Raw genomic sequence first — 18,711 nt, 5'->3', positions numbered from 1 at the left:
ATGGCCCCATGGGGAACGCACGCCTGCACTCGATCAGCATTCATCCGGTCAAGGCCTTCCGGAGCCTGCCGCTCCGGGAGGTCGTCGTGGAGCCCTGGGGTCCGGCCGGGGACCGGCGCTGGATGCTGGTCGACGACGGGGGAAGGGTCGTCACACAGCGGCGTCATCCACGCCTGGCACTGGCCGCCGCCGAGCTCCTGCCCGGCGGCGGCGTCCGGCTGTCCGCTCCCGGGGCCGAGCCGGTCATGGCAAGCGTTCCGGCGCCCGGCGGGACGGTCCCGGTGGAGCTCTTCGGCGACAAGGTCGAGGCGGTCCCGGCCGAGGACGACGCCGTGCACGCCTGGTGCAGTGCCCACCTCGGCGCCGCGGTCCGTCTGGTGCACCTGGACGATCCGGCCACGCGCAGGCCGGTGGACCCCGCGTTCGCGCTGCCGGGCGAGACGGTCACCTTCGCCGACGGCTATCCGCTGCTGCTGACCACGACCGCCTCCCTCGACGGTCTCAACTCCCTGATCGCCGCGGGAGACCACGCGTCGGAGGGCCCGCTGCCGATGAACCGCTTCCGGCCGAACGTGGTGGTCGAGGGCACCGAACCCTGGGAGGAGGAGCGGTGGACGCGGGTCACCGTCGGCGAGGTCGCCTTCCGCGTCGCCAAGCCGAGCGGCAGGTGCGTGGTGACCACCACCGACCAGGAGAGCGGCCGGCGCGGGAAGGAGCCCCTGCACTCGCTGGCGGCCCGTCAGCGGCCCGGTGGCGGACTCGTCTTCGGGCAGAACCTGGTGCCCCTCTCCCCCGGCACCATTCGCGTCGGCGACCCCGTCGAGGCCGAGTAGCGGTCCCCGTCCGCGGGAACGGGAACCGGTCCCCGGCTCCGTCCGTTGGCCTTTCATGAGAGCTTCATGAGAGAACCGGCGAGAGGGGGCGGCGGTGCGGGCGATCAGCGGACTCTGGCGCTGGCGGCACAACCCGCTGTGCCGCGGGACCGACCTGGCCGAGGCCTGGGTGGCGCTCGCCGCCCTGCTGCTCGTCGCCCTCGCCGCCCCGGTGACCGGCTGCCTCGTCGGGAGCGCCGCCCAGGACGCGCTGCAGCGTTCCGTCCGCGCACAGCACCAGGCCCGGCACCAAGTGACGGCCACCGTGTTACGCGAACTCGATCCGTCCCCGCCGCCCGCGGACCCGGAGACGGCCGGGGACCCGCCCAGACGGGTCCTGGCCCACTGGACCGCGTCGGACGGCACCGAGCGGAGCGGGGCCGTGACGGCCCCGCTCGAGGAGCCCCGGCCGGGCGACCGGTTCAGGATGTGGACCGACCGTCAGGGGCGCGTGGCCGCCCGCCCGCTGGACACCGCGACGGCGACGACGCACGCCGTGCTCGCCGGCATCGGCGCCACCCTGGTGGCCGCGGGCCTGGTCGAGGGCTGCAGACGGCTGATCGTCCGGCGCATGGTGCGCCACAGGTACGCCCGCCTGGACCGGGCATGGGACAGGGCGGGACCGGACTGGGGCAGGACCGGAGCCGACAGCTGACGGCGTTACCGCTCTGGTCAACCCGGTGCCCGTGCGCACGCTACGGTGGTCCGGCCGAACCGATCGGCGAATCACGGGCGGGAACGAGCCATCAGTACGACGAGGTGGGGGCACAGCTACGCCATGGCACAGGGCACGGTCCAGGTGACGCACACCGGCACATCGAGGTGGCGCCGCCGCACGGGTGAGTACGCATCGCTCGCCGCCGCCCTGGAGGCCGCGGCGGAAGGCGACGTCCTCACCGTCGCCCCCGGCACCTACCGGGAGAACCTCGTCGTCCAGCGGGCGGTGACGCTGCGCGGCCCGGAGGGCGCACCCGGCTCCGTGCGCATCGCGCCCGTGGACGGCGTCCCGCTGACCGTGCGTGCCTCGGCGGTGGTGCAGGACCTGCACGTCGAGGGCCAGGACGCCACCGCGCCCGCCGTGCTCGTCGAGGAGGGCACCCCGGAGCTGCGCGACGTCCGGGTGGTCGCCCGGTCCGCGTCCGGCATCGAGGTGCGCGGCGGCGCCCGGCCCACGGTGCGCCGGTGCACCGTCGACAACCCGGCGGGCGTCGGCATCGCCGTACTGGACGGCGGGGGCGGGGTGTTCGAGGAGTGCGAGGTCGTCGCCGCGGGGCAGGCGGGTGTCGCGGTGCGCGGCGGCGGCCACCCCCGCTTCGAACGCTGCAGGGTGCACCACGCCGCGGGCTCGGGACTGACCGCGACCGGGGAGAACTCGGCCCTCGAGGCGGTGGGGTGCGAGGTCTACGAGGTGCGGGGCAGCGGGGTCCAGGTGACGGGCCGCGCCACCGCTCACCTCACCGACTGCGATGTGCACCGGACCACCGGCGACGGCGTCACGCTCGACACGGACGCGGTGCTGACGCTTGCCGACTGCCGGATCCACGACATCCCGGAGAACGCGGTCGACCTGCGGTCCCGCTCGGTGCTCACCCTCACCCGCACCAGCGTGCGGCAGTTCGGCCGCAACGGTCTGTCGGTGTGGGACCCGGGCACGCGCGTGGACGCCAACCAGTGCGAGATCTCCGACAGCACGGGCGACTACCCGGCGGTGTGGGTGAGCGACGGCGCCACCGCCGTACTGGACTCCTGCCGGGTGCACGACGTGCCGGACGCGCTGTTCGTCCTCGACCGCGGCTCGCGTGCGGACGTCGTCGACAGCGATCTGTCGCAGGTGCGCAACACGGCCGTGTCGGTGAGCGACGGCGCCACCGCGCAGCTCGACGACTGCCGGATCCGCGAGGCGGCGACCGGCGCCTGGTTCCGCGACCACGGCAGTGGCGGCACCCTGAACAACTGCACCCTGGACGGCACGCAGACCGGTGTGATCGTCACCAAGGGCGCCGACCCGACCCTCGAGCGCTGCACCGTCGACTCCCCCGCCGAGGCCGGCGTCTACGTCTCGGCCGGTGGCCGCGGCACGTTCCTGAACTGCCGGGTCACGGGCAGCGGCGGCTACGGCTTCCATGTGATCGACGGCAGTCGTACGACGCTGAGGAAGTGCCGTACGGAGCGCTGCGCGCGCGGTGGTTACGAGTTCGCCGAGGGCGCGGACGCGGTGTCCGGTACGGGCGGTCCCGTCGTCGAGGACTGCACGAGCGACGAGAGCGGCAGCCTGAGGGCGCCCGCGGCACCCGAACCCGCCGTACAGACGACGGGCCACTCCGCCGGCCTGCTGGGCACCGTGCCCGCCCCGGCGAACGAGCCGGCCCCGCCCGCCTCTCCCTCCCCCGCGCCGGAGCGGGAGACCCGTGCCTCGAAGGCCGTGCTCGGGGAACTCGACGCGCTGGTGGGTCTGGAGAGCGTCAAGCGCGAGGTGCGCGCCCTCACCGACATGATCGAGGTGGGCCGGCGCCGGCAGCAGGCGGGGCTGAAGGCGGCGTCGGTCAAGCGGCATCTGGTGTTCACCGGTTCCCCCGGCACCGGCAAGACCACGGTCGCCCGCCTGTACGGCGAGATCCTCGCCTCGCTCGGGGTGCTGGAGCAGGGACACCTGGTCGAGGTGTCCCGGGTCGACCTGGTCGGTGAGCACATCGGCTCCACGGCGATCCGCACCCAGGAGGCGTTCGAGAAGGCACGCGGCGGTGTGCTGTTCATCGACGAGGCGTACGCGCTCTCCCCGGAGGACGCCGGGCGTGACTTCGGCAAGGAGGCCATCGACACGCTGGTGAAGCTGATGGAGGACCAGCGGGACGCGGTGGTGGTGATCGTGGCCGGTTACACGGCCGAGATGGAGCGGTTCCTGTCGGTCAACCCGGGTGTGGCGTCCCGTTTCTCACGGACGATCACCTTCGGCGACTACGGCCCCGAGGAGCTGCTGCGGATCGTGCAGCAGCAGGCCGAGGAGCACGAGTACCGGCTGGCACCGGGCGCGGGTGAGGCCCTGTTGGCGTACTTCACCGGCATCCCCAAGGGGCCCGCCTTCGGCAACGGGCGAACCGCTCGGCAGACCTTCGAGGCGATGGTCGAGCGGCACGCGAGCCGCGTCGCCCAGCTCGACGAGCCGACCACCGACGACCTGACGCTCCTCTACGCCGAGGACCTGCCCGCGCTCCCCTGAGTCCGGCCCCTCACGCCGCGGGGCCGCCGCCGGGCTCCTCCGTGTGCCGGGGAGCCGGCACCTCGGCGGCCCGCAGCCGGGCGAGCAGCCGGCGCCTCTCCTCGACGAACGCGGGGTCGGCCTGGTAGTCGGAGTGGCCGAGGACCGGCGCGGGCAGGGGATGGGCCTCGGTGCGGCCGTAGGCGAGCGGGTCCTGGAGCGCGGGACGGTCCACGTCGGGGCCCCGGTCGCCGGGCAGCCGCATCGGACCGCCGATGGGGTCGGTGCGCCGGTACAGGTTGCGCCAGCAGTCGACCTCCTGGTGCAGGAAGCCGAGTGCCTCCGGTCCGAAGTGGGCGGGGAACCAGCGGCCGTACAGCCGTTCCAGCGGGGAGCCGTAGGTCAGCAGGGCGACGCGCCTGCGGGCGGACGGCGGGAGCTGCCAGGCCGCCGCGGCGGCGAGGACGCTGCCCTGGGAGTGGCCGGAGATGATCAGCCGCCCCCCGGTCGACCGCGTCCAGGTGGCGATCCGCCAGGTCAGGTCGGGCACGGCGCGCTCGGCGTAGCAGGGCGGCGCGAAGGGGTGCGCGGCCCGCGGCCAGAAGGTGCCGACGTCCCAGAGGATGCCGATGGTGCGCCGCGCGGAGGCGTCCTTGTAGGCACGGCGGCCCCAGGTGACGAAGAGTATGAAGCCGAGTCCGATGAGCCAGGAGCCGAGCGCCTGCGCGGTCTGAGCCGCGCCGTGGACGACGGCGTACGAGCCCTGTGCCGCCTCCCCGGGCGTCCGGTCGGTGGCGAGGGCGCCGACGAGGGCGCCGGCACCCAGCAGCAGGGTGGCGGTGGAGGTGACGGCGAGGATGCGCGGTCCGCGGTCGGTGAGGGCGGCCATGGCGCGCACGGAGGCGATACGGCGGGTGCGGCCGGGGTCGCCCGTCTCGCCCGCGTACTCGCGTTCCACGGCGGCGCACTCCGCGCGCGCGATCCGCCAGGCGCGCCGGGCGAGCCAGCCGCCCAGCACCAGCAGGAGGACGAGCAGCGGCGGGATCACGGACGCCTGCCAGGTCAGCAGCACCGGCGGGCCGGGCATCGACGTCCCGGTGCCGTCCAGCCAGTCGGACACCCGCTGGGAGACACCGCCGGACATGACCCCGCCCAGCGCGCAGGCGAGCATCGCGACCGCCGGTCCGGCCAGGCCCCGCATCGCGGCGCGCCGGTCGGGGTCGGTGCGGTGCAGGGTGTGGGCCACCCCGGCGAGGACGACGACGAGCAGGCCCTGCGCCAGGGCGAGGGCGCCGAAGGTGGCGTCGCCCGGCAGCCGGCCCGCCGACCGCCATCCAGGGCGCTCCCACCCGGCGTACACCACGGTGAGCGCGAGCAGCGCGAGGGCGGCGAGGGGCAGCCACCGCACCAGGCGCCGGTCGAGTCCGCCGTCCAGCCGGCGTTCGCTGCGGCCCCGGCGGCAGACCACCCAGACCACGGCACCCGCCCCGGCGGCCAGCATCGCCTCCAGCAGCACACCGAGAACACCCAGGACGGCCGGGCCGCCCGGCTCGCGGTCGTACCTGGCGGCGGCGGAGCCGACGGCCGCGGCGACCGTCAGCAGGCCGGCGGCGGTGTGCGCGGCACGCAGCCGGGCGACCAGCCGCCGGCCGTACCAGAATCCGGGCCGGCCCAGCGCGGTGGGGCCGCCGTCCTCCTCGGGCTCGGGGGCCCGGGCCATCGGCTGCTGGGACTCGTACGCGCTCCAGGTGCGCAGGGACAGGAACCACAGCAGGCCGGTGAGGGCGGTGGGCACCAGGGCGGCGAGGGCGAGCCTGCGGCCCGGCGGGCTCCACCAGCCACCGTCGGAGATCCCGGGCGAGAGGAAGCCCAGCCAGGAGTGCCGTTCGGCGCACGCCAGCGTGCCCGCGCACTGCCATGCGGCCAGGTCGAGGGCGACCTCGCAGGCGGCCGCGACGAGCAGCACCGTCAGGCTGAGTCCGGCCAGCCGCACCAGCAGCCCGTACAGCCGCACCGTGCGTCGGCGGCCCCGGGCGGTGGGGCGCATCCAGTGGGCGATGTTGACCACCATGAAGGGGAGCAGCAGCAGCCACAGGGCGCGGGTGCCGTTCCCGGAGGTGAGGTTGCACCAGACGTAGGCCTCGGGCACGGGCCCCTCGCGGCGGCCGGCGGGTTGCCGCTCCGCGTCGGCGTCGTCGGCACGGCGGAACATGGCGGCGACGTCGTCACCCGTGATCCGTACCGTGCGAGGGTCGTCGAGCATCTTCTCCGGGGTGGTGCCGCCCACCCCGTGGACGAGGAGCTCCAGGGCGGTTCCGGACTCCCCGGGCCGGGTGTCCTCGCCGTCGGACCCCTCGGCCGGTCTGTTTCGCTGCGCGTTCTCCACCGATTCGCACTTCCCCCGTGACGCCCCGTCGGCTCCGTCCGTGCGCGCACAGGATCTCCCGTGGCGGGACGGCTCGCACCTCTCGTCACGTAATCTCCCCGATCCGCGTGACGGGCAAGCACACCGCGCTCCCTCAATGACATGTGCGCGGCGACCACCGGTGGCGCCACCCGTGGCGCGGCATGCAAGGATGGGACGTCCGCGCACCGGTGCCGGGAGGGGATCCGCTCGTCGCGGCGGGTGCGCGAGGCGTGTCGGACGGCTGTGCGGCGAAAGGACCGGAGCGTACGTGAGCGAGAATCAGAACCTGCTCGCGGAGCAGCGGCGCACCCTGATCCTCGACGAGGTCCGGCGCCGCGGCGGGGTCCGCGTCAACGAGCTGACCCGCAGGCTCGGCGTGTCGGACATGACGGTCCGCCGCGACCTCGACGCGCTGGCCCGGCAGGGCATGCTGGAGAAGGTGCACGGCGGCGCGGTCCCGGTGGTCGAGGCGAGTACGCACGAGCCCGGGTTCGAAGCCAAGTCCGGCCTGGAGCTGAGCGCCAAGGAGGACATCGCGCGGGCGGCGGCCGAGCTGGTCTCCCCGGGGGCTGCGATCGCGCTGTCGGGCGGTACGACGACGTTCGCGCTGGCGCATCAGCTGATCGACGTCCCCGATCTGACGGTGGTCACCAACTCGGTGCGGGTGGCCGACGTCTTCCACGCGGCGCAGCGCTCCTCGGGGCCCCGGCAGGGCGCGGCCACGGTCGTCCTGACGGGCGGGGTGCGCACGCCGTCCGACTCGCTGGTGGGGCCGGTGGCCGACCAGGCGATCGCGGCCCTCCACTTCGATCTGCTGTTCCTCGGAGTGCACGGGATATCGGTCGAGGCGGGCCTGTCGACGCCCAATCTCGCGGAGGCCGAGACCAACCGGCGACTGGTGCAGTCGGCCCGGCGGGTGGTCGTGGTCGCCGACCACACCAAGTGGGGGACGGTGGGGCTGAGTTCGTTCGCCACCCTGGACCAGGTCGACACCCTCGTCACGGACTCCGGGCTGCCCGGGGAGGCACGCGCTGAGGTGTCCGAGCATCTGCGGCACCTGGTGGTGGCGGGCGAGTCCGAGGACTCCGCGGAGGCCGCCGACATCTGACGGAACGCCCGCGTCGCGCCGCCCGTCCGACCCTGAAGCCGGTTCTCGTCAAGGGGGACACGTCCATGGCCCACCGTCTGCGCCCCGTGGGGCACGAGTTCGCCGGGTCCGCGCCCGTGCGTCTGGTCTTCGGCCGGGAGGTCTCCGCCGCGCCGGACCGGGTCTTCCGCGCGCTGGCCGAGGACGTGACCGGCTGGACGGAGTGGTTCGGGCCGGTCACGCTGGCCCGCCCCCTCGACGGCGGCGCCGGGCGGGAGATCCGCCTCCGGGGCGGGGCCCGGTTCCGCGAGACCGTCCTCGTGACGAGGGCGCCCGAGGTGTACGCCTACCGCGTCGACGTGACCAATGTGCCCGGCGCCCGTGCCATGGCCGAGGAGTGGCGGCTCACGCCGGCCGGGACGGGCACGCGCGTGCGGTGGACGATGGCGGCCGACGGCACGGCGCCGTTCCGGCTGGCGCTCGTCGCCGCACGGCCGGGCCTGGGACTGACGTTCCGCGACGCGGTGACCTCACTGGACCGCCGGCTCGCGGGATAGCTCCGCGCCGGGCCAGACACCGGTCCGCAGCAGCGACTCGATCGCCTCCGTGTACGGCGCGACGTCCAGGCCCTGCGCGGCCAGCCAGGCGTCCGAGTAGTACTTGTCCAGGTACCGGTCCCCCGGGTCGCACAGCAGCGTCACCAGGCTCCCGCGCCGCCCCTCGGCGACCATCTCCGCGACGAGCTTCAGCGCGCTCCACAGTCCGGTTCCGGTGGAGCCGCCCGCCTTGCGGCCGATGACCCCCTCCAGGGCCCGCACGGCGGCGACACTGGCCGCGTCGGGCACCTTCATCATCCGGTCGATCGCACCGGGCACGAAGCTCGGCTCCATGCGGGGCCGTCCGATGCCCTCGATACGGGACGCGCTGTCACAGGCGACGTCCGGATCGGCGGTGGTCCAGCCCTGGAAGAAGCACGAGTTCTCCGGGTCGGCGACACAGATACGGGTGTCGTACTGCATGTAGTGGACGTAGCGGGCCAGGGTCGCCGACGTGCCGCCGGTACCGGCCGTGGCGACGATCCACGCCGGTTCCGGGAACCGCTCCGACCGCAGCTGGCGGAAGATCGATTCGGCGATGTTGTTGTTGCCCCGCCAGTCCGTGGCCCGCTCGGCGTAGGTGAACTGGTCCATGTAGTGGCCGCCGGTCTCCGCCGCGAGGGCGGCGGAGGCCTCGTACATCGTGCGGGGGTCGTCCACGAAGTGGCACTGCCCGCCGTGGAACTCGATCAGGCGGCACTTCTCGGCGCTCGTCGTGCGCGGCATGACCGCGATGAAGGGCACGCCGATCAGCTTCGCGAAGTACGCCTCGGACACGGCCGTGGAACCGCTGGACGCCTCGATCACCGGGCGGCCCGGACGGATCCAGCCGTTGCACAGCCCGTACAGGAAGAGCGAACGGGCCAGCCGGTGCTTGAGGCTGCCGGTCGGGTGGGTCGACTCGTCCTTGAGGTAGAGGTCGATGCCCCACCGCTCGGGCAGCGGGAAGAGCAGCAGATGGGTGTCGGCCGAGCGGTTGGCGTCGGCCTGGACCCGGCGCACGGCCTCTTTCAGCCAGGCTCGGTAGGCGGGGTCGCTGTGGTCGACGTCGAGGGTGGCGCCGGTCAGGGTCCGTTGGGGGGTGCTCACGACAGGGCTCCTTACGCTGAGCGCCGACGGCGTTCCGCGCGGCCGGTACCCCGATCATAGGCATCATCAGCACCACCTCCCACCTGCATAAACAGTCCTTTGGGAAGCCCAAAGGCCCCGCTGGGGCCGGGGGCGCGGGGGCGCGGGGGCGCGTTGGCGCGAGTGCTCCTCGCGCCCCGGGGAACAGGGGCGCGCGTACTGGTGCTCGGCGGCGGCTGCGGGCAGACTGCACCGGCGGGAGCAAGGGCACACTGGATCTGGCAGGAGCCGGCCCGCGGAGCGCGGTCCGGCACACCGACGCGCAAGGGGGCGGGTGGCATGGCGGAGCCGGAGTTCACGGCCACGGGCGTGCGGATCGGCAAGCGGCTGCGTTCGCTCACCCGGGCCGGGCAGGTCCGGATCAGCGACGGCCGGCTGGAGTTGCTCACCAGCTACGGCAGCGAGATCGACAGCGCTCCGGTGCAGGCGGTCCGCGCGACCAGGCCCTGGTTCGCGCCCGAGGACCGGGCACTGGCGGACCTCAACGGCAACCGGTACCTGCTCACCCTCGGCGACCACGATCCCGCGCCGGGCGAACCGGGCCCGCCGGCCGCCCGCCGATTCATCGAGGCCGTCCGCCGGGCGTCGGGGCGTGGCGCCTGAGATGTCCGCGAGTTGCGCCACCCCATCCGCTGCGCCACGCTGTTCTCACGTCACTCTGGGTTTACCGGCGATAACGCTGCGAACCAGCCCGCCGGCCACGACAGCAGGCTGCAGCGTCACGCAGGCGCCCTGCTGGATCCGTACTCCGTGTTCTTCCGGACCTCACGTCGGGGAGTCGCAGCCGTGATCAGTCATCCAAGCAGGCACTGCACGGTGGAGCTCCAAGCCCTGCCGTCGCGGATCGGCCAGGTCCGCAGAATCGTATCTGCGCAGTTGCGCTACTGGCACATGGATTCGCTGATAGACCGGGCCTCGCTCGGTGTGACAGAGCTGTTGTCCAACGTCCACCGGCATGCCCAGCCCGACAAGACGTGCACCGTCGAGATGGAGCTGCTGCTCGACCGGCTCAAGGTCTCGGTGTACGACCGGGATCCGCGCCTTCCGGTCGTGGCGGACGCCGCACCGCTCGCCACCTGCGGGCGCGGGCTGGCGATGGTGGCCGCGATGAGCGAGAGCTGGGGCGCGGTGCCGGACGGCGAGTCCGGCAAGGTCGTGTGGTTCACCCTGCCGGCTCCGTCCGCGACCGCCCAGGCGGCCTGGGACCGACGCCCCCGACTCACGACCGCCGAGCCCGCGGGCCCCCGGTTCCCGGAGGTCGCACTCGTCGAGCACACCCTCGACAGCCACGACGCCGAACGGACCCCGGCCCGCTCGACCGTCCCGGGCTGACGGCCGGCCGCCCACCGCGGGCGGACGGCCGCGCGCCGCCCACCGCGGGCAGTCGCACCTCCCCCAGTGCCGGCGGGCGGCACGGGTGGGCGCGGCACCCCGCAAACGCCGGGCCGCACGGGCACCACCCGGCCCGCGCCGACGCCGCGGCGTTCGTGGGTGCCGTACGCCGTGACGGTTTCCATGGCCTGGGCGGCGGTCCGTGCCGAAGGGCCGGGGGTGATCATCCCCCACCGCCCCTGCCGGGCCGGCCGAACTGTTCGTCCAGGACGGACAGCCGGCGCCGGTACTCGTCCTTCTTCCTGTGGAACACCGTGTCCGGCATGAACGCCTTCCTCTTCGGCGGCGGCTTCCAGGGCATCGCCGACGACTTCGGGCGTCCCTCCGTGCGGCAGTGGACGGGTCTGGCGTACGAGGAGGGGGTGGCCGCGGCCGATCCGGTGGTCGTCGCGGTACGGCACCGGCGTCCCGTCCCGGACGGACTGCCGGTGGGCGAGGCGGCGGAGGAGGCGGCCCGGAAGTGCGGGCGGCTGGCCGGCCGGGACGGTGCCGTGCTCGCGGCGGCCGTCATGAACACCGCCCGCTGGGAACTGGCGCACGTCTCGCTCTGGCGGCACGACGCGCCCCGGGCGACGGTGAGGTGTTCCAGGTGCTGCACCTGTCGGCACCGGAGCGGGACCGGCTCCCCCGGGGACGGCAGTGGTGATCGCGGCCCGCACCTCCGCGGGGAGAGGACCGCCCGATGCCCGGCCGGACGCGGCGGGTCAGCCGGACGCCCGGGCGCTGTCCTTCATCGCGCCCCAGCCGTGCCACCGTTCGACCTCGACCCAGCCGCTGACCCTGGCCCGCTCCCGGTCCGGGTACGGGTTGCCGGTGTAGTGCCGGGAGAGGCGGTCGATGTCGGCCAGCCCCTCGTCGTCGTACAGGTCGGCCACGCGGCCGATCAGGGTGACGTGGGTGTACCAGTCGTCCCCGGCCAGGACGGTCAGGGTGACGCGCGGGTCCCGGCGGACGTGCTTCAGACGCACCCGGCCCTCGTCGAAGTTGATCAGCGCGCGGCCGTCCTCCCACAGGTACCAGGTGGGGGTGGAGACCGGCGTGCCGTCGGAGCGCAGCGTGGCCATCACGCAGGGGTTGGGCCTGCGCAGCAGGGCGTCGGCCGCGGGCGGCAGTGGGGGCTTGGACACTTCGCGACTCCTCGGTGTGCTGGACGGTGGAGGCCGGACCGGTGCTCAGGCAGCGGGCCCGTCGTCGAAACTGGCGTAGTAGGCCGCGGCCATGTCCTCGTCGCCGTGGCCCCGGTCGGCGGCCCGCTCCAGTCGTCCGGCGCTCGCGGCGGCGACGTCCAGACGGACACCGTGCTGTTCACCGGCCCGCACGATCAGTCTGGCGTCCTTGGCGGCGGTCGTCACGGCGAACTGGGCCGGGGTGAGCCGCCCGTCAAGGATCAGCCGGGCCTTGGCGCGCAGATGGCCCATGTCGAGCGGGCCGCCCGCGATGAGGTCGAAGAAGCCGTCCGGTGCGACGTCCAGGGCCTCGGCCAGGGCGAGCGTCTCCCCGGCGGCGGCGGTGGCCGCGACCACCCAGCTGTTGGCGACCAGCTTCAGACGGGTGGCGCCCGCCGCCGCCCCGTCCTCGCCGGTCCACACGGTGCGGGTACCCACGGCGTCGAAGACCGGAGTCACCCTGTCCCGGCCCTCGGCGGGGCCGGCGGCGAGCACGGTCAGCTGTCCCGCCTCGGCGGGCTGACGGGTGCCCAGGACCGGGGCGTCGTAGAAGATCAGCCCGTGCTCACGGGCGAAGCCGGCCAATGCGGCGGTGCCCTCGATCCCCGCGGTGGTGGACTGCGCCCAGACGGTTCCGCGGCGCAGGGCGGGGGCGGCCCGGCGCATCGTCTCCAGTGTGGCCGGTCCGTCGTACAGCACGGTCAGCACGACGTCGGCGGACTCGACCGCCTCGGCGGGGGTCCCGGCGATGTGCGCGCCCTCGGCGGCGAGCGGCTCGGCCTTGGCACGGGTGCGGTTCCAGGCCCGGACGGCGTGGCCCGCGCGGGCGAGGTTGCGGGCCATCGCCGCGCCCATGATGCCGGTGCCCAGGACGCTGACGGTGAGCTGGTCGGTCATGAGGGCGGCCTCCTGTGCGTCGAGCGGTTCTGGTTGTTCACGCCAGTGCCCCGAGAGGGTCGTCCAGCACCGGCTGCCAGGCGAGTTCCGCCGCGCCGACCAGACTGTTGTGGTCCAGGGTGCAGGCGAGGATGGGCACGCCCCCGCTTCGGCCCCACAGGCTGCGGTCGGCGACTACGGCGCGGAGCCGGTCGGGGTCCGCCTCCAGCAGGGTGCGGTGCAGACCGCCGAGGATGATCCGGTCGGGGTTGAGGATGTTGACCAGGCCGGCGAGGCCGAGGCCGAGCCGGTCGATCAGGGACTCGGTGGCGGCACGCACGTCCGGGTCGTCGTACTGCCCGTGGATCAGGTCGTCGGCCTGCTTGAGCAGGGACATCTCGGGGCCCGGCGCCCGTCCCGCCGCGGTGAGGAGGGCCAGCGGGTCCGCCTCGACGTCGAGGCAGCCGCGGCTGCCGCAGTGGCAGGGGCGGCCCTCGGGATTGACGCCGAGGTGGCCGACCTCCAGGGCGAGCCCCGAACTGCCCGAGTGCAGACGGCCGTCGAGCACCAGCGCCCCGCCCACACCGCGGTGGCCGGTGGCCACGCACAGCAGGTCGCGGGAACCGCGCCCGGCACCGTGCCGGTGTTCGGCCAGGGCGGCGAGGTTGACGTCGTTGGCCGCGAAGGCGGGCCCGTCCAGTCCGGCCGCGCGCACCTGCTCGGCGAAGATCTCCCGTACCGGGGCACCCGCGGGCCAGGCCAGGTGCAGGGGGTTGAGGGCGAGCCCCTCCGGTTCGGCCACGGCCGACGGCACCGCGAGCCCCGCGCCCACGCACCGCCGCCCGGTCTCCCGCAGCAGGTCGGCGCCGGCCGCGACGACGGAGCCGAGGACCTTGGCCGGGTCGGCGTCGACGACCTCGCAGCCGGGAGCCGTGGCGACGATACGGCCGCCGAGTCCGACCAGGGCCGCCCGGAAACCGTCGGCGTGCACCTGCGCGGCGAGCGCCACGGGGCCGTCCTCGGCGACGGAGAGCCGGTGCGAGGGGCGTCCCTGCGAACCGGCGGCCGCACCGGGCCGCGCGTCCACCCTGATCAGCCCGAGCGCCTCCAGCTCGGCGGCGACCGCACCGGCCGTCGCGCGGGTCACGCCGAGCTCGGTGGTGAGCACCGCGCGGGTCGGCGCACGTCCGGTGTGCACGAGCTCCAGCGCGGGTCCGAGCGCGCCACGCCCCCGGTCCAGCCGCGTCCTCGAGGTGGTCCCTTCCCCCGCCGGCCGGGGGTCCGCCTTCCCGCTCATGAGGGCGAGTCTCCCATGATCCGCAAGCCCCGCGGACTACAGGCCGCTGACCCGCAGCGTGATGTTCAGCCGTCCGGACAGCCCCAACTCCGGCGGCCCGGTGCCCGCGTGCACCCGCGGGACCCCGTGGTACGCGAGCCGGGACGGCCCGCCGAAGACGAACAGGTCGCCGCTGCGCAGCTCCACGTCCGTGTACGGGCGGGTGCGGGTCGCGGTGTTGCCGAAGCGGAAGACGCAGCTGTCGCCGAGGCTCAGCGACACCACGGGCGCCTGCGACTTCTCGTCGCTGTCCCGGTGCATACCCATACGGGCGTCGGCGTCGTAGAAGTTGACCAGCGCGATGTCGTACGCGGCATCCCGTGCGGCGTGCGCGCCGAACGCGTCGGTCAGCGCGCGGCGGCCCAGTTCGCCGAGCCGCCGGGGGAACGGTTTCACCGGCGCGCCGTCGCCGTCGACGACGGTGCGCGCGTAGCCGTAGGGATACCAGTGCCATCCGAGGCACACCTGCCGGGCGGTCATGGTGCCGCCTCCGGGCGTGCGCACGGTACGCAGTCCGGCGGGCGGGCGGGACCACTCGCGACAGTCGTCGAGCAGCTCGCGCTGCTCCCGCGCGTCCAGCCAGTCCGGCACGTGCACCGCGCCCGGCGCGATCTCGCTCCGTTCCCTCGTGAACAGCTCGGAGTCCATGTCTCCCATCCTCCCCCACACGTGCTGAGCTGCGGCTCGGCTAGCCTGGTCGGACGATGAACGACCGTATGACGACTCCGTGGGGCGAGCCGGTGCTGGCCCGGTTCCCCGAGGATCCGCGGGACAGGCTGCGCGCCTGGGACGCCTCCGACGAGTATCTCCTCAGGCATCTCGCCGACCGGCGGGTTCCGCTGTCCGGCACGGTCGTGGTCGTCGGCGACCGCTGGGGTGCGCTGGTCACGGCGCTCGCCGCGCACCGGCCCGCGCAGATCACCGACTCCTGGCTCGGGCAGGAGGCGACCCGCGCGAACCTGGCGCGCAACGGCGTGGAGCCCGGCACGGTCCGGCTGCTCACCACGCAGGATCCCCCGCCCGACCGGATCGACGTCCTGCTCGTCCGCGTACCGAAAAGCCTGGCGCTGCTGGAGGACCAGCTGCTGCGGCTGGCTCCCGCGGTGCACGGGAACACGGTGGTCGTCGGCACGGGCATGGTGAAGGAGATCCACACCTCGACGCTGAACCTGTTCGAGCGGATCCTCGGCCCGACCAGGACCTCGCTCGCGGAGAAGAAGGCGCGGCTGATCTTCTGCACACCGGATCCTGCGCCGGTCCGCCCCGCGAACCCGTGGCCGTACCGCTACACGCTTCCCGACGGCATCGGCCCGGTCTCGGGCCGGACGGTCGTCAACCACGCCGGGATCTTCTGCGCGGACCGCCTGGACATCGGCACCCGCTTCTTCCTCCGCCACCTGCCGGCCGGCCGCGACGGCGGCCGGGTGGTGGACCTGGGCTGCGGGAACGGCGTCGTCGGTACGGCGGTGGCGCTGGCCGATCCGCGGGCCGAGGTGCTGTTCGTGGACGAGTCCTTCCAGGCGGTGGCGTCGGCGGAGGCCACCTACCGGGCGAACGACGTCTCCGGGCACGCCGAGTTCCGCGTCGGCGACGGTCTGGCGGGCGTACCGGACGGCAGCGTCGACCTCGTCCTCAACAACCCGCCCTTCCACTCCCACCAGGCGACCACCGACGCCACCTCGTGGCGCATGTTCACCGGTGCCCGTCGCACCCTGCGCCCGGGCGGCGAGCTGTGGGTGATCGGCAACCGGCACCTGGGGTACCACGTGAAGCTGCGGCGGCTGTTCGGCAACAGCGAAGTGGTGGCGAGCGACCCGAAGTTCGTGGTGCTGAGGGCCGTGAAGCGCTGATTCCCGTCAGGGACCGTGGATGAGCGGCGGGCCGGCGCGTCGAGGTGCGCCCGCTCCTCCCCGGAAACGGCTCGGCGTGGCCGTCCGTCGGGTCACGGAGCGTCCGCCCGGGGCACGTGCGGTGGGGTCAGGGGGTGGTCAGTGTCCTGATGATCGCCGCCACCGTCCGGGACATCGCCTCCCGGCCGGCCGTGAGGTAGCCGCGGGAGTCGGCCGCCTCGGGGTGGGCGGTGAGGAATTCCCTGATCGCGCCGGTCATGGCGAGGTTCAGGGCCGTTCCGACGTTGACCTTGGCGATGCCGCCCGTGACCGCCGCCGCGAGTTCGTCGTCGGGGAGGCCGGAGGAGCCGTGCAGGACGAGGGGGACGTCGAGGGTGGCGGCCAGCCGTTTGAGGAGGGCGTGGTCGAGGGTGGCGGTGCGGGTGGTCATGGCGTGGGTGGTGCCGATGGCGACGGCCAGGGCGTCCACGCCGGAGTCGGCGACGAAGGCGCGGGCCTGGTCGGGGTCGGTACGGGCACCGGGGGCGTGGGCGTCCAGCGCGGGCCGGCCGGCCTTTCCGCCGATCTCGCCCAACTCGGCCTCGACCCAGAGCCCCTGGGCGTGGGCCCAGTCCACGGCCGCGCGCGTCGCGGCGAGGTTGTCGGCGTAGGGCAGCCGGGCGGCGTCGTACATCACGGAGCCGAAGCCGGCGTCCGCGGCCTGGCGCAGCAGGGTGTCGCTCTGCACGTGGTCGAGGTGCAGCGCGACGGGCACGGCGGCCTGCTCGGCGGCGGCGACGGCGGCGCGGGCGAGCGGGAGGAGCCGGCCGTGGCGGTACGTGACGGCGTTCTCGCTGACCTGGAGGACGACGGGGGTGTTCACCGACTCGGCGCCGGTGACGACGGCCTCGATGTGTTCGAGGGTGATGATGTTGAACGAGGCGACCGCCGAGCGCTTCGCGGTGGCTCGGTCGACGAGTTCGCCGGTGGTGGTGAGGGGCACGGGCCGTCCTTTCCGACGGTTCAGGGCGCGAGGACGACCGAGCGGGTGAGGTGGCGGGGCCGGTCGGGGTCCAGGCCGCGGGCCGCGGCGACGGCGACGGCGAGCCGCTGGACGCGGACGAGTTCGGCGAGCGGGTCGAGGGTGCCCTCGATCCACAGCCCGCCGGTGTCGCGCACCTGCCCGGCCAGTCCCTCCGGGGCGTCGCCGAACATCCAGGTCGCGGTGCCGGAGGTGGTGATGCTGATGGGTCCGTGCCGGTACTCCATCGCCGGGTAGGCCTCCGTCCAGGCCAGTGCGGCCTCGCGCATCTTCAGCCCGGCCTCGTTGGCCAGACCGACGCTCCAGCCACGGCCGAGGAAGGTGAACTGCGAGCAGTCCACGAGCCCTTCGGGCAGCGGTGCGGCGAGGGCCGTGCGCGCGTCCTCGACGACCCGGTCGGTGTGCAGGCCCAGGTGGGCGCGGAGCAGGGTGAGGGCCGTGGTGGCGAACCGGGTCTGCACGACGGAGCGTTCGTCCGCGTGGTCGAGCACGACGGTCCCGTCGGCGAGCGACATCACCGGGGTGGCCGGGTCGGCGGTGAGCGCGGTGGTGGGCGTGCGCCCCTGCAACCGGTCTAGCAGGTCGAGGACTTCGGTGGTGGTGCCGGAGCGGGTGAGGGCGACGACACGGTCGTAGGCGCGGTGGTACGGGAACTCCGAGGCGGCGAACGCGTCGGTCTCGCCCTGCCCCGTGCCCTCGCGCAGGGCCGCGGCGGCCTGCGCCATGAAGTACGACGTCCCGCAGCCGACCACCGCGACCCGCTCGCCCGGAGCCGGGAGCACCCGGACATGCGCCGGGGCCTGTTCGGCGGCGCGCTGCCAGCACTCCGGCTGGCTGGTGAGTTCGTCCTCGACATGCGTCATGCCGCACCCCTGAAGGTTAGATGATTGTTCTTGCAAGATAGGGCGAGTTTTCGAGCATAATCAAGCATCATGCGCTCGGCCGGGTGGGTTAGGGTCGCCGCAGACGCGGAGAACGGCCGGAACGGGAGGGGCGGATGTCACGGGACGCCCGCTGGAAGACGCTGCTGGAGCTGCTCGTCGAGCGCGGCCGGCTGGACGTCGACGAGGCGGCCGGCGAGCTGGCGGTGTCGGCCGCGACGATCCGGCGCGACTTCGACCAGCTCGCCGAGCAGCAGATGCTGGTGCGCACCCGGGGCGGCGCGGTGGTGCACGGGGTGTCCTACGAGCTGCCGCTGCGCTACAAGACCGCGCGGCACGCGTCGGAGAAGCAGCGCATCGCGAAGGCGGTGGCGGATCTCGTCGCTCCGGGCGAGGCGGTGGGGCTGACCGGGGGGACGACCACCACGGAGGTGGCGCGGGCGCTGGCCGTGCGCGGCGACCTCGCCTCCGGGTCACCCGCGCTGACGGTGGTGACGAACGCGCTGAACATCGCCAACGAGCTGGCCGTGCGGCCCCAGTTCAAGATCGTGCTGACCGGAGGGGTGGCGCGGGCCCAGTCGTACGAGCTGGTCGGGCCGCTCGCGGACGGTGTGCTGGGGCAGATCACCCTGGACGTGGCGGTGCTCGGTGTCGTCGCCTTCGACGCCGCGCACGGGGCGGCGGCCCACGACGAGGCGGAGGCCGCGATCAACCGGCTGCTGTGCGAGCGGGCCGAACGGGTGGTCGTGGCCGCCGACTCCAGCAAGCTGGGCCGGCGGGCGTTCGCCCGGATCTGCGCGGCGGAGGCGGTGGACACCCTGGTCACGGACTCCGCCGCGGACCCGGAGGCCGTGCGCCGCTTCGAGGAGGCGGGGCTGCGGGTGACCGTGGTCTGAACCCTGC

17 protein-coding genes and 1 pseudogene are annotated in these 18,711 nt (G+C 74.1%); 10 read left to right on the top strand and 8 right to left on the bottom strand.

From position 1 onward, the window contains the following. Nucleotides 1–8 precede the first annotated feature (8 nt). From F1615_RS18485 to F1615_RS18475, 3 genes are all read left to right on the top strand, one after another. Complete coding sequence (locus F1615_RS18485) at nt 9–833, top strand: MOSC domain-containing protein (protein ID WP_149550095.1); 825 nt, start codon at nt 9–11, stop codon at nt 831–833. Nucleotides 834–927: 94 nt separating this feature from the next. Continuing rightward, the gene (locus F1615_RS18480; RefSeq protein WP_149550094.1) at nt 928–1,527 is read left to right on the top strand and encodes an Rv1733c family protein; all 600 of its coding nucleotides are present in this window, start codon (nt 928–930) and stop codon (nt 1,525–1,527) included. A gap of 123 nt (nt 1,528–1,650) precedes the next feature. Next, on the top strand, nt 1,651–4,089 hold the full coding sequence (locus tag F1615_RS18475) for a right-handed parallel beta-helix repeat-containing protein (RefSeq protein WP_167533792.1): 2,439 nt from the start codon (nt 1,651–1,653) through the stop codon (nt 4,087–4,089). A 10-nt stretch (nt 4,090–4,099) separates the two neighbouring features. On the opposite strand, the gene F1615_RS18470 is transcribed toward F1615_RS18475, so the two are convergent. Further along, the gene (locus F1615_RS18470; RefSeq protein ID WP_149550093.1) at nt 4,100–6,454 is read right to left on the bottom strand and encodes a hypothetical protein; all 2,355 of its coding nucleotides are present in this window, start codon (nt 6,452–6,454) and stop codon (nt 4,100–4,102) included. 289 nt (nt 6,455–6,743) lie between these two features. Between F1615_RS18470 and F1615_RS18465 the strand changes: the two genes are divergently transcribed. Beyond that, the gene (locus F1615_RS18465) at nt 6,744–7,583 is read left to right on the top strand and encodes a DeoR/GlpR family DNA-binding transcription regulator (RefSeq protein WP_149550092.1); all 840 of its coding nucleotides are present in this window, start codon (nt 6,744–6,746) and stop codon (nt 7,581–7,583) included. 65 nt (nt 7,584–7,648) lie between these two features. Then, the gene (locus F1615_RS18460; RefSeq protein ID WP_149550091.1) at nt 7,649–8,119 is read left to right on the top strand and encodes an SRPBCC family protein; all 471 of its coding nucleotides are present in this window, start codon (nt 7,649–7,651) and stop codon (nt 8,117–8,119) included. Here the strand turns inward: F1615_RS18460 and F1615_RS18455 are convergent. Next, on the bottom strand, nt 8,093–9,247 hold the full coding sequence (locus F1615_RS18455) for a PLP-dependent cysteine synthase family protein (protein WP_149550090.1): 1,155 nt from the start codon (nt 9,245–9,247) through the stop codon (nt 8,093–8,095). The genes F1615_RS18460 and F1615_RS18455 overlap by 27 nt on opposite strands. A gap of 318 nt (nt 9,248–9,565) precedes the next feature. Here F1615_RS18455 and F1615_RS18450 point away from each other — a divergent pair, with 318 nt between their 5' ends. The 3 genes and pseudogenes from F1615_RS18450 to F1615_RS18440 form a co-directional block, all read left to right on the top strand. After that, nucleotides 9,566–9,889 carry a hypothetical protein gene (locus F1615_RS18450; protein WP_149550089.1) on the top strand — a complete coding sequence of 108 codons (324 nt, stop codon included), beginning with the start codon at nt 9,566–9,568 and terminating at the stop codon, nt 9,887–9,889. A 183-nt stretch (nt 9,890–10,072) separates the two neighbouring features. Then, nucleotides 10,073–10,618 (top strand): ATP-binding protein, encoded by a 546-nt coding sequence (locus tag F1615_RS18445; protein ID WP_149550088.1) that lies wholly within the window; start codon nt 10,073–10,075, stop codon nt 10,616–10,618. A gap of 284 nt (nt 10,619–10,902) precedes the next feature. Then, nucleotides 10,903–11,324: pseudogene (locus F1615_RS18440) on the top strand (DUF4865 family protein); the annotation flags it as partial. 58 nt (nt 11,325–11,382) lie between these two features. Here F1615_RS18440 and F1615_RS18435 read toward each other — a convergent pair. Genes F1615_RS18435 through F1615_RS18420 form a run of 4 tightly spaced genes read right to left on the bottom strand, consistent with a single transcriptional unit; the run spans nt 11,383 to nt 14,704 of the window. Next, nucleotides 11,383–11,805: a PPOX class F420-dependent oxidoreductase gene (locus F1615_RS18435; RefSeq protein WP_149550087.1), complete on the bottom strand. Its 423-nt coding sequence runs from the start codon at nt 11,803–11,805 to the stop codon at nt 11,383–11,385. A gap of 45 nt (nt 11,806–11,850) precedes the next feature. Further along, nucleotides 11,851–12,741, bottom strand: a complete 891-nt coding sequence (locus F1615_RS18430) for an NAD(P)-dependent oxidoreductase (protein ID WP_149550086.1) — start codon at nt 12,739–12,741, stop codon at nt 11,851–11,853. A 37-nt stretch (nt 12,742–12,778) separates the two neighbouring features. Next, a complete protein-coding gene (locus tag F1615_RS18425; protein WP_149550085.1) occupies nt 12,779–14,017 on the bottom strand; it encodes an ROK family protein in 1,239 nt (412 codons plus the stop codon). Between the two features lie 36 nt (nt 14,018–14,053). Further along, the gene (locus F1615_RS18420; protein WP_149550084.1) at nt 14,054–14,704 is read right to left on the bottom strand and encodes an alpha-ketoglutarate-dependent dioxygenase AlkB family protein; all 651 of its coding nucleotides are present in this window, start codon (nt 14,702–14,704) and stop codon (nt 14,054–14,056) included. 68 nt (nt 14,705–14,772) lie between these two features. On the opposite strand from F1615_RS18420, the gene F1615_RS18415 reads away from it, so the two are divergent. After that, a complete protein-coding gene (locus F1615_RS18415; RefSeq protein ID WP_149550309.1) occupies nt 14,773–15,906 on the top strand; it encodes a methyltransferase in 1,134 nt (377 codons plus the stop codon). A 127-nt stretch (nt 15,907–16,033) separates the two neighbouring features. Here F1615_RS18415 and F1615_RS18410 read toward each other — a convergent pair whose 3' ends face one another. Both F1615_RS18410 and F1615_RS18405 read right to left on the bottom strand, forming a co-directional pair. After that, nucleotides 16,034–16,888 carry a class II fructose-bisphosphate aldolase gene (locus F1615_RS18410; RefSeq protein WP_149550083.1) on the bottom strand — a complete coding sequence of 285 codons (855 nt, stop codon included), beginning with the start codon at nt 16,886–16,888 and terminating at the stop codon, nt 16,034–16,036. Nucleotides 16,889–16,908: 20 nt separating this feature from the next. Continuing rightward, nucleotides 16,909–17,790, bottom strand: coding sequence for an SIS domain-containing protein (locus F1615_RS18405; RefSeq protein ID WP_149550082.1), 882 nt, complete (start codon nt 17,788–17,790; stop codon nt 16,909–16,911). Between the two features lie 134 nt (nt 17,791–17,924). Between F1615_RS18405 and F1615_RS18400 the strand changes: the two genes are divergently transcribed. Beyond that, nucleotides 17,925–18,704, top strand: coding sequence for a DeoR/GlpR family DNA-binding transcription regulator (locus tag F1615_RS18400; protein ID WP_149550081.1), 780 nt, complete (start codon nt 17,925–17,927; stop codon nt 18,702–18,704). The last annotated feature ends 7 nt before the right edge of the window (nt 18,705–18,711 follow it).

Origin of the sequence: Streptomyces marokkonensis (assembly GCF_008312835.1) — a bacterium.
Classification (GTDB): Bacteria; Actinomycetota; Actinomycetes; order Streptomycetales; family Streptomycetaceae; genus Streptomyces; species Streptomyces marokkonensis_A.
The sequence above is the reverse complement of the archived record's forward strand: the minus strand, read 5'-3'. Positions and strand labels throughout refer to the sequence as shown.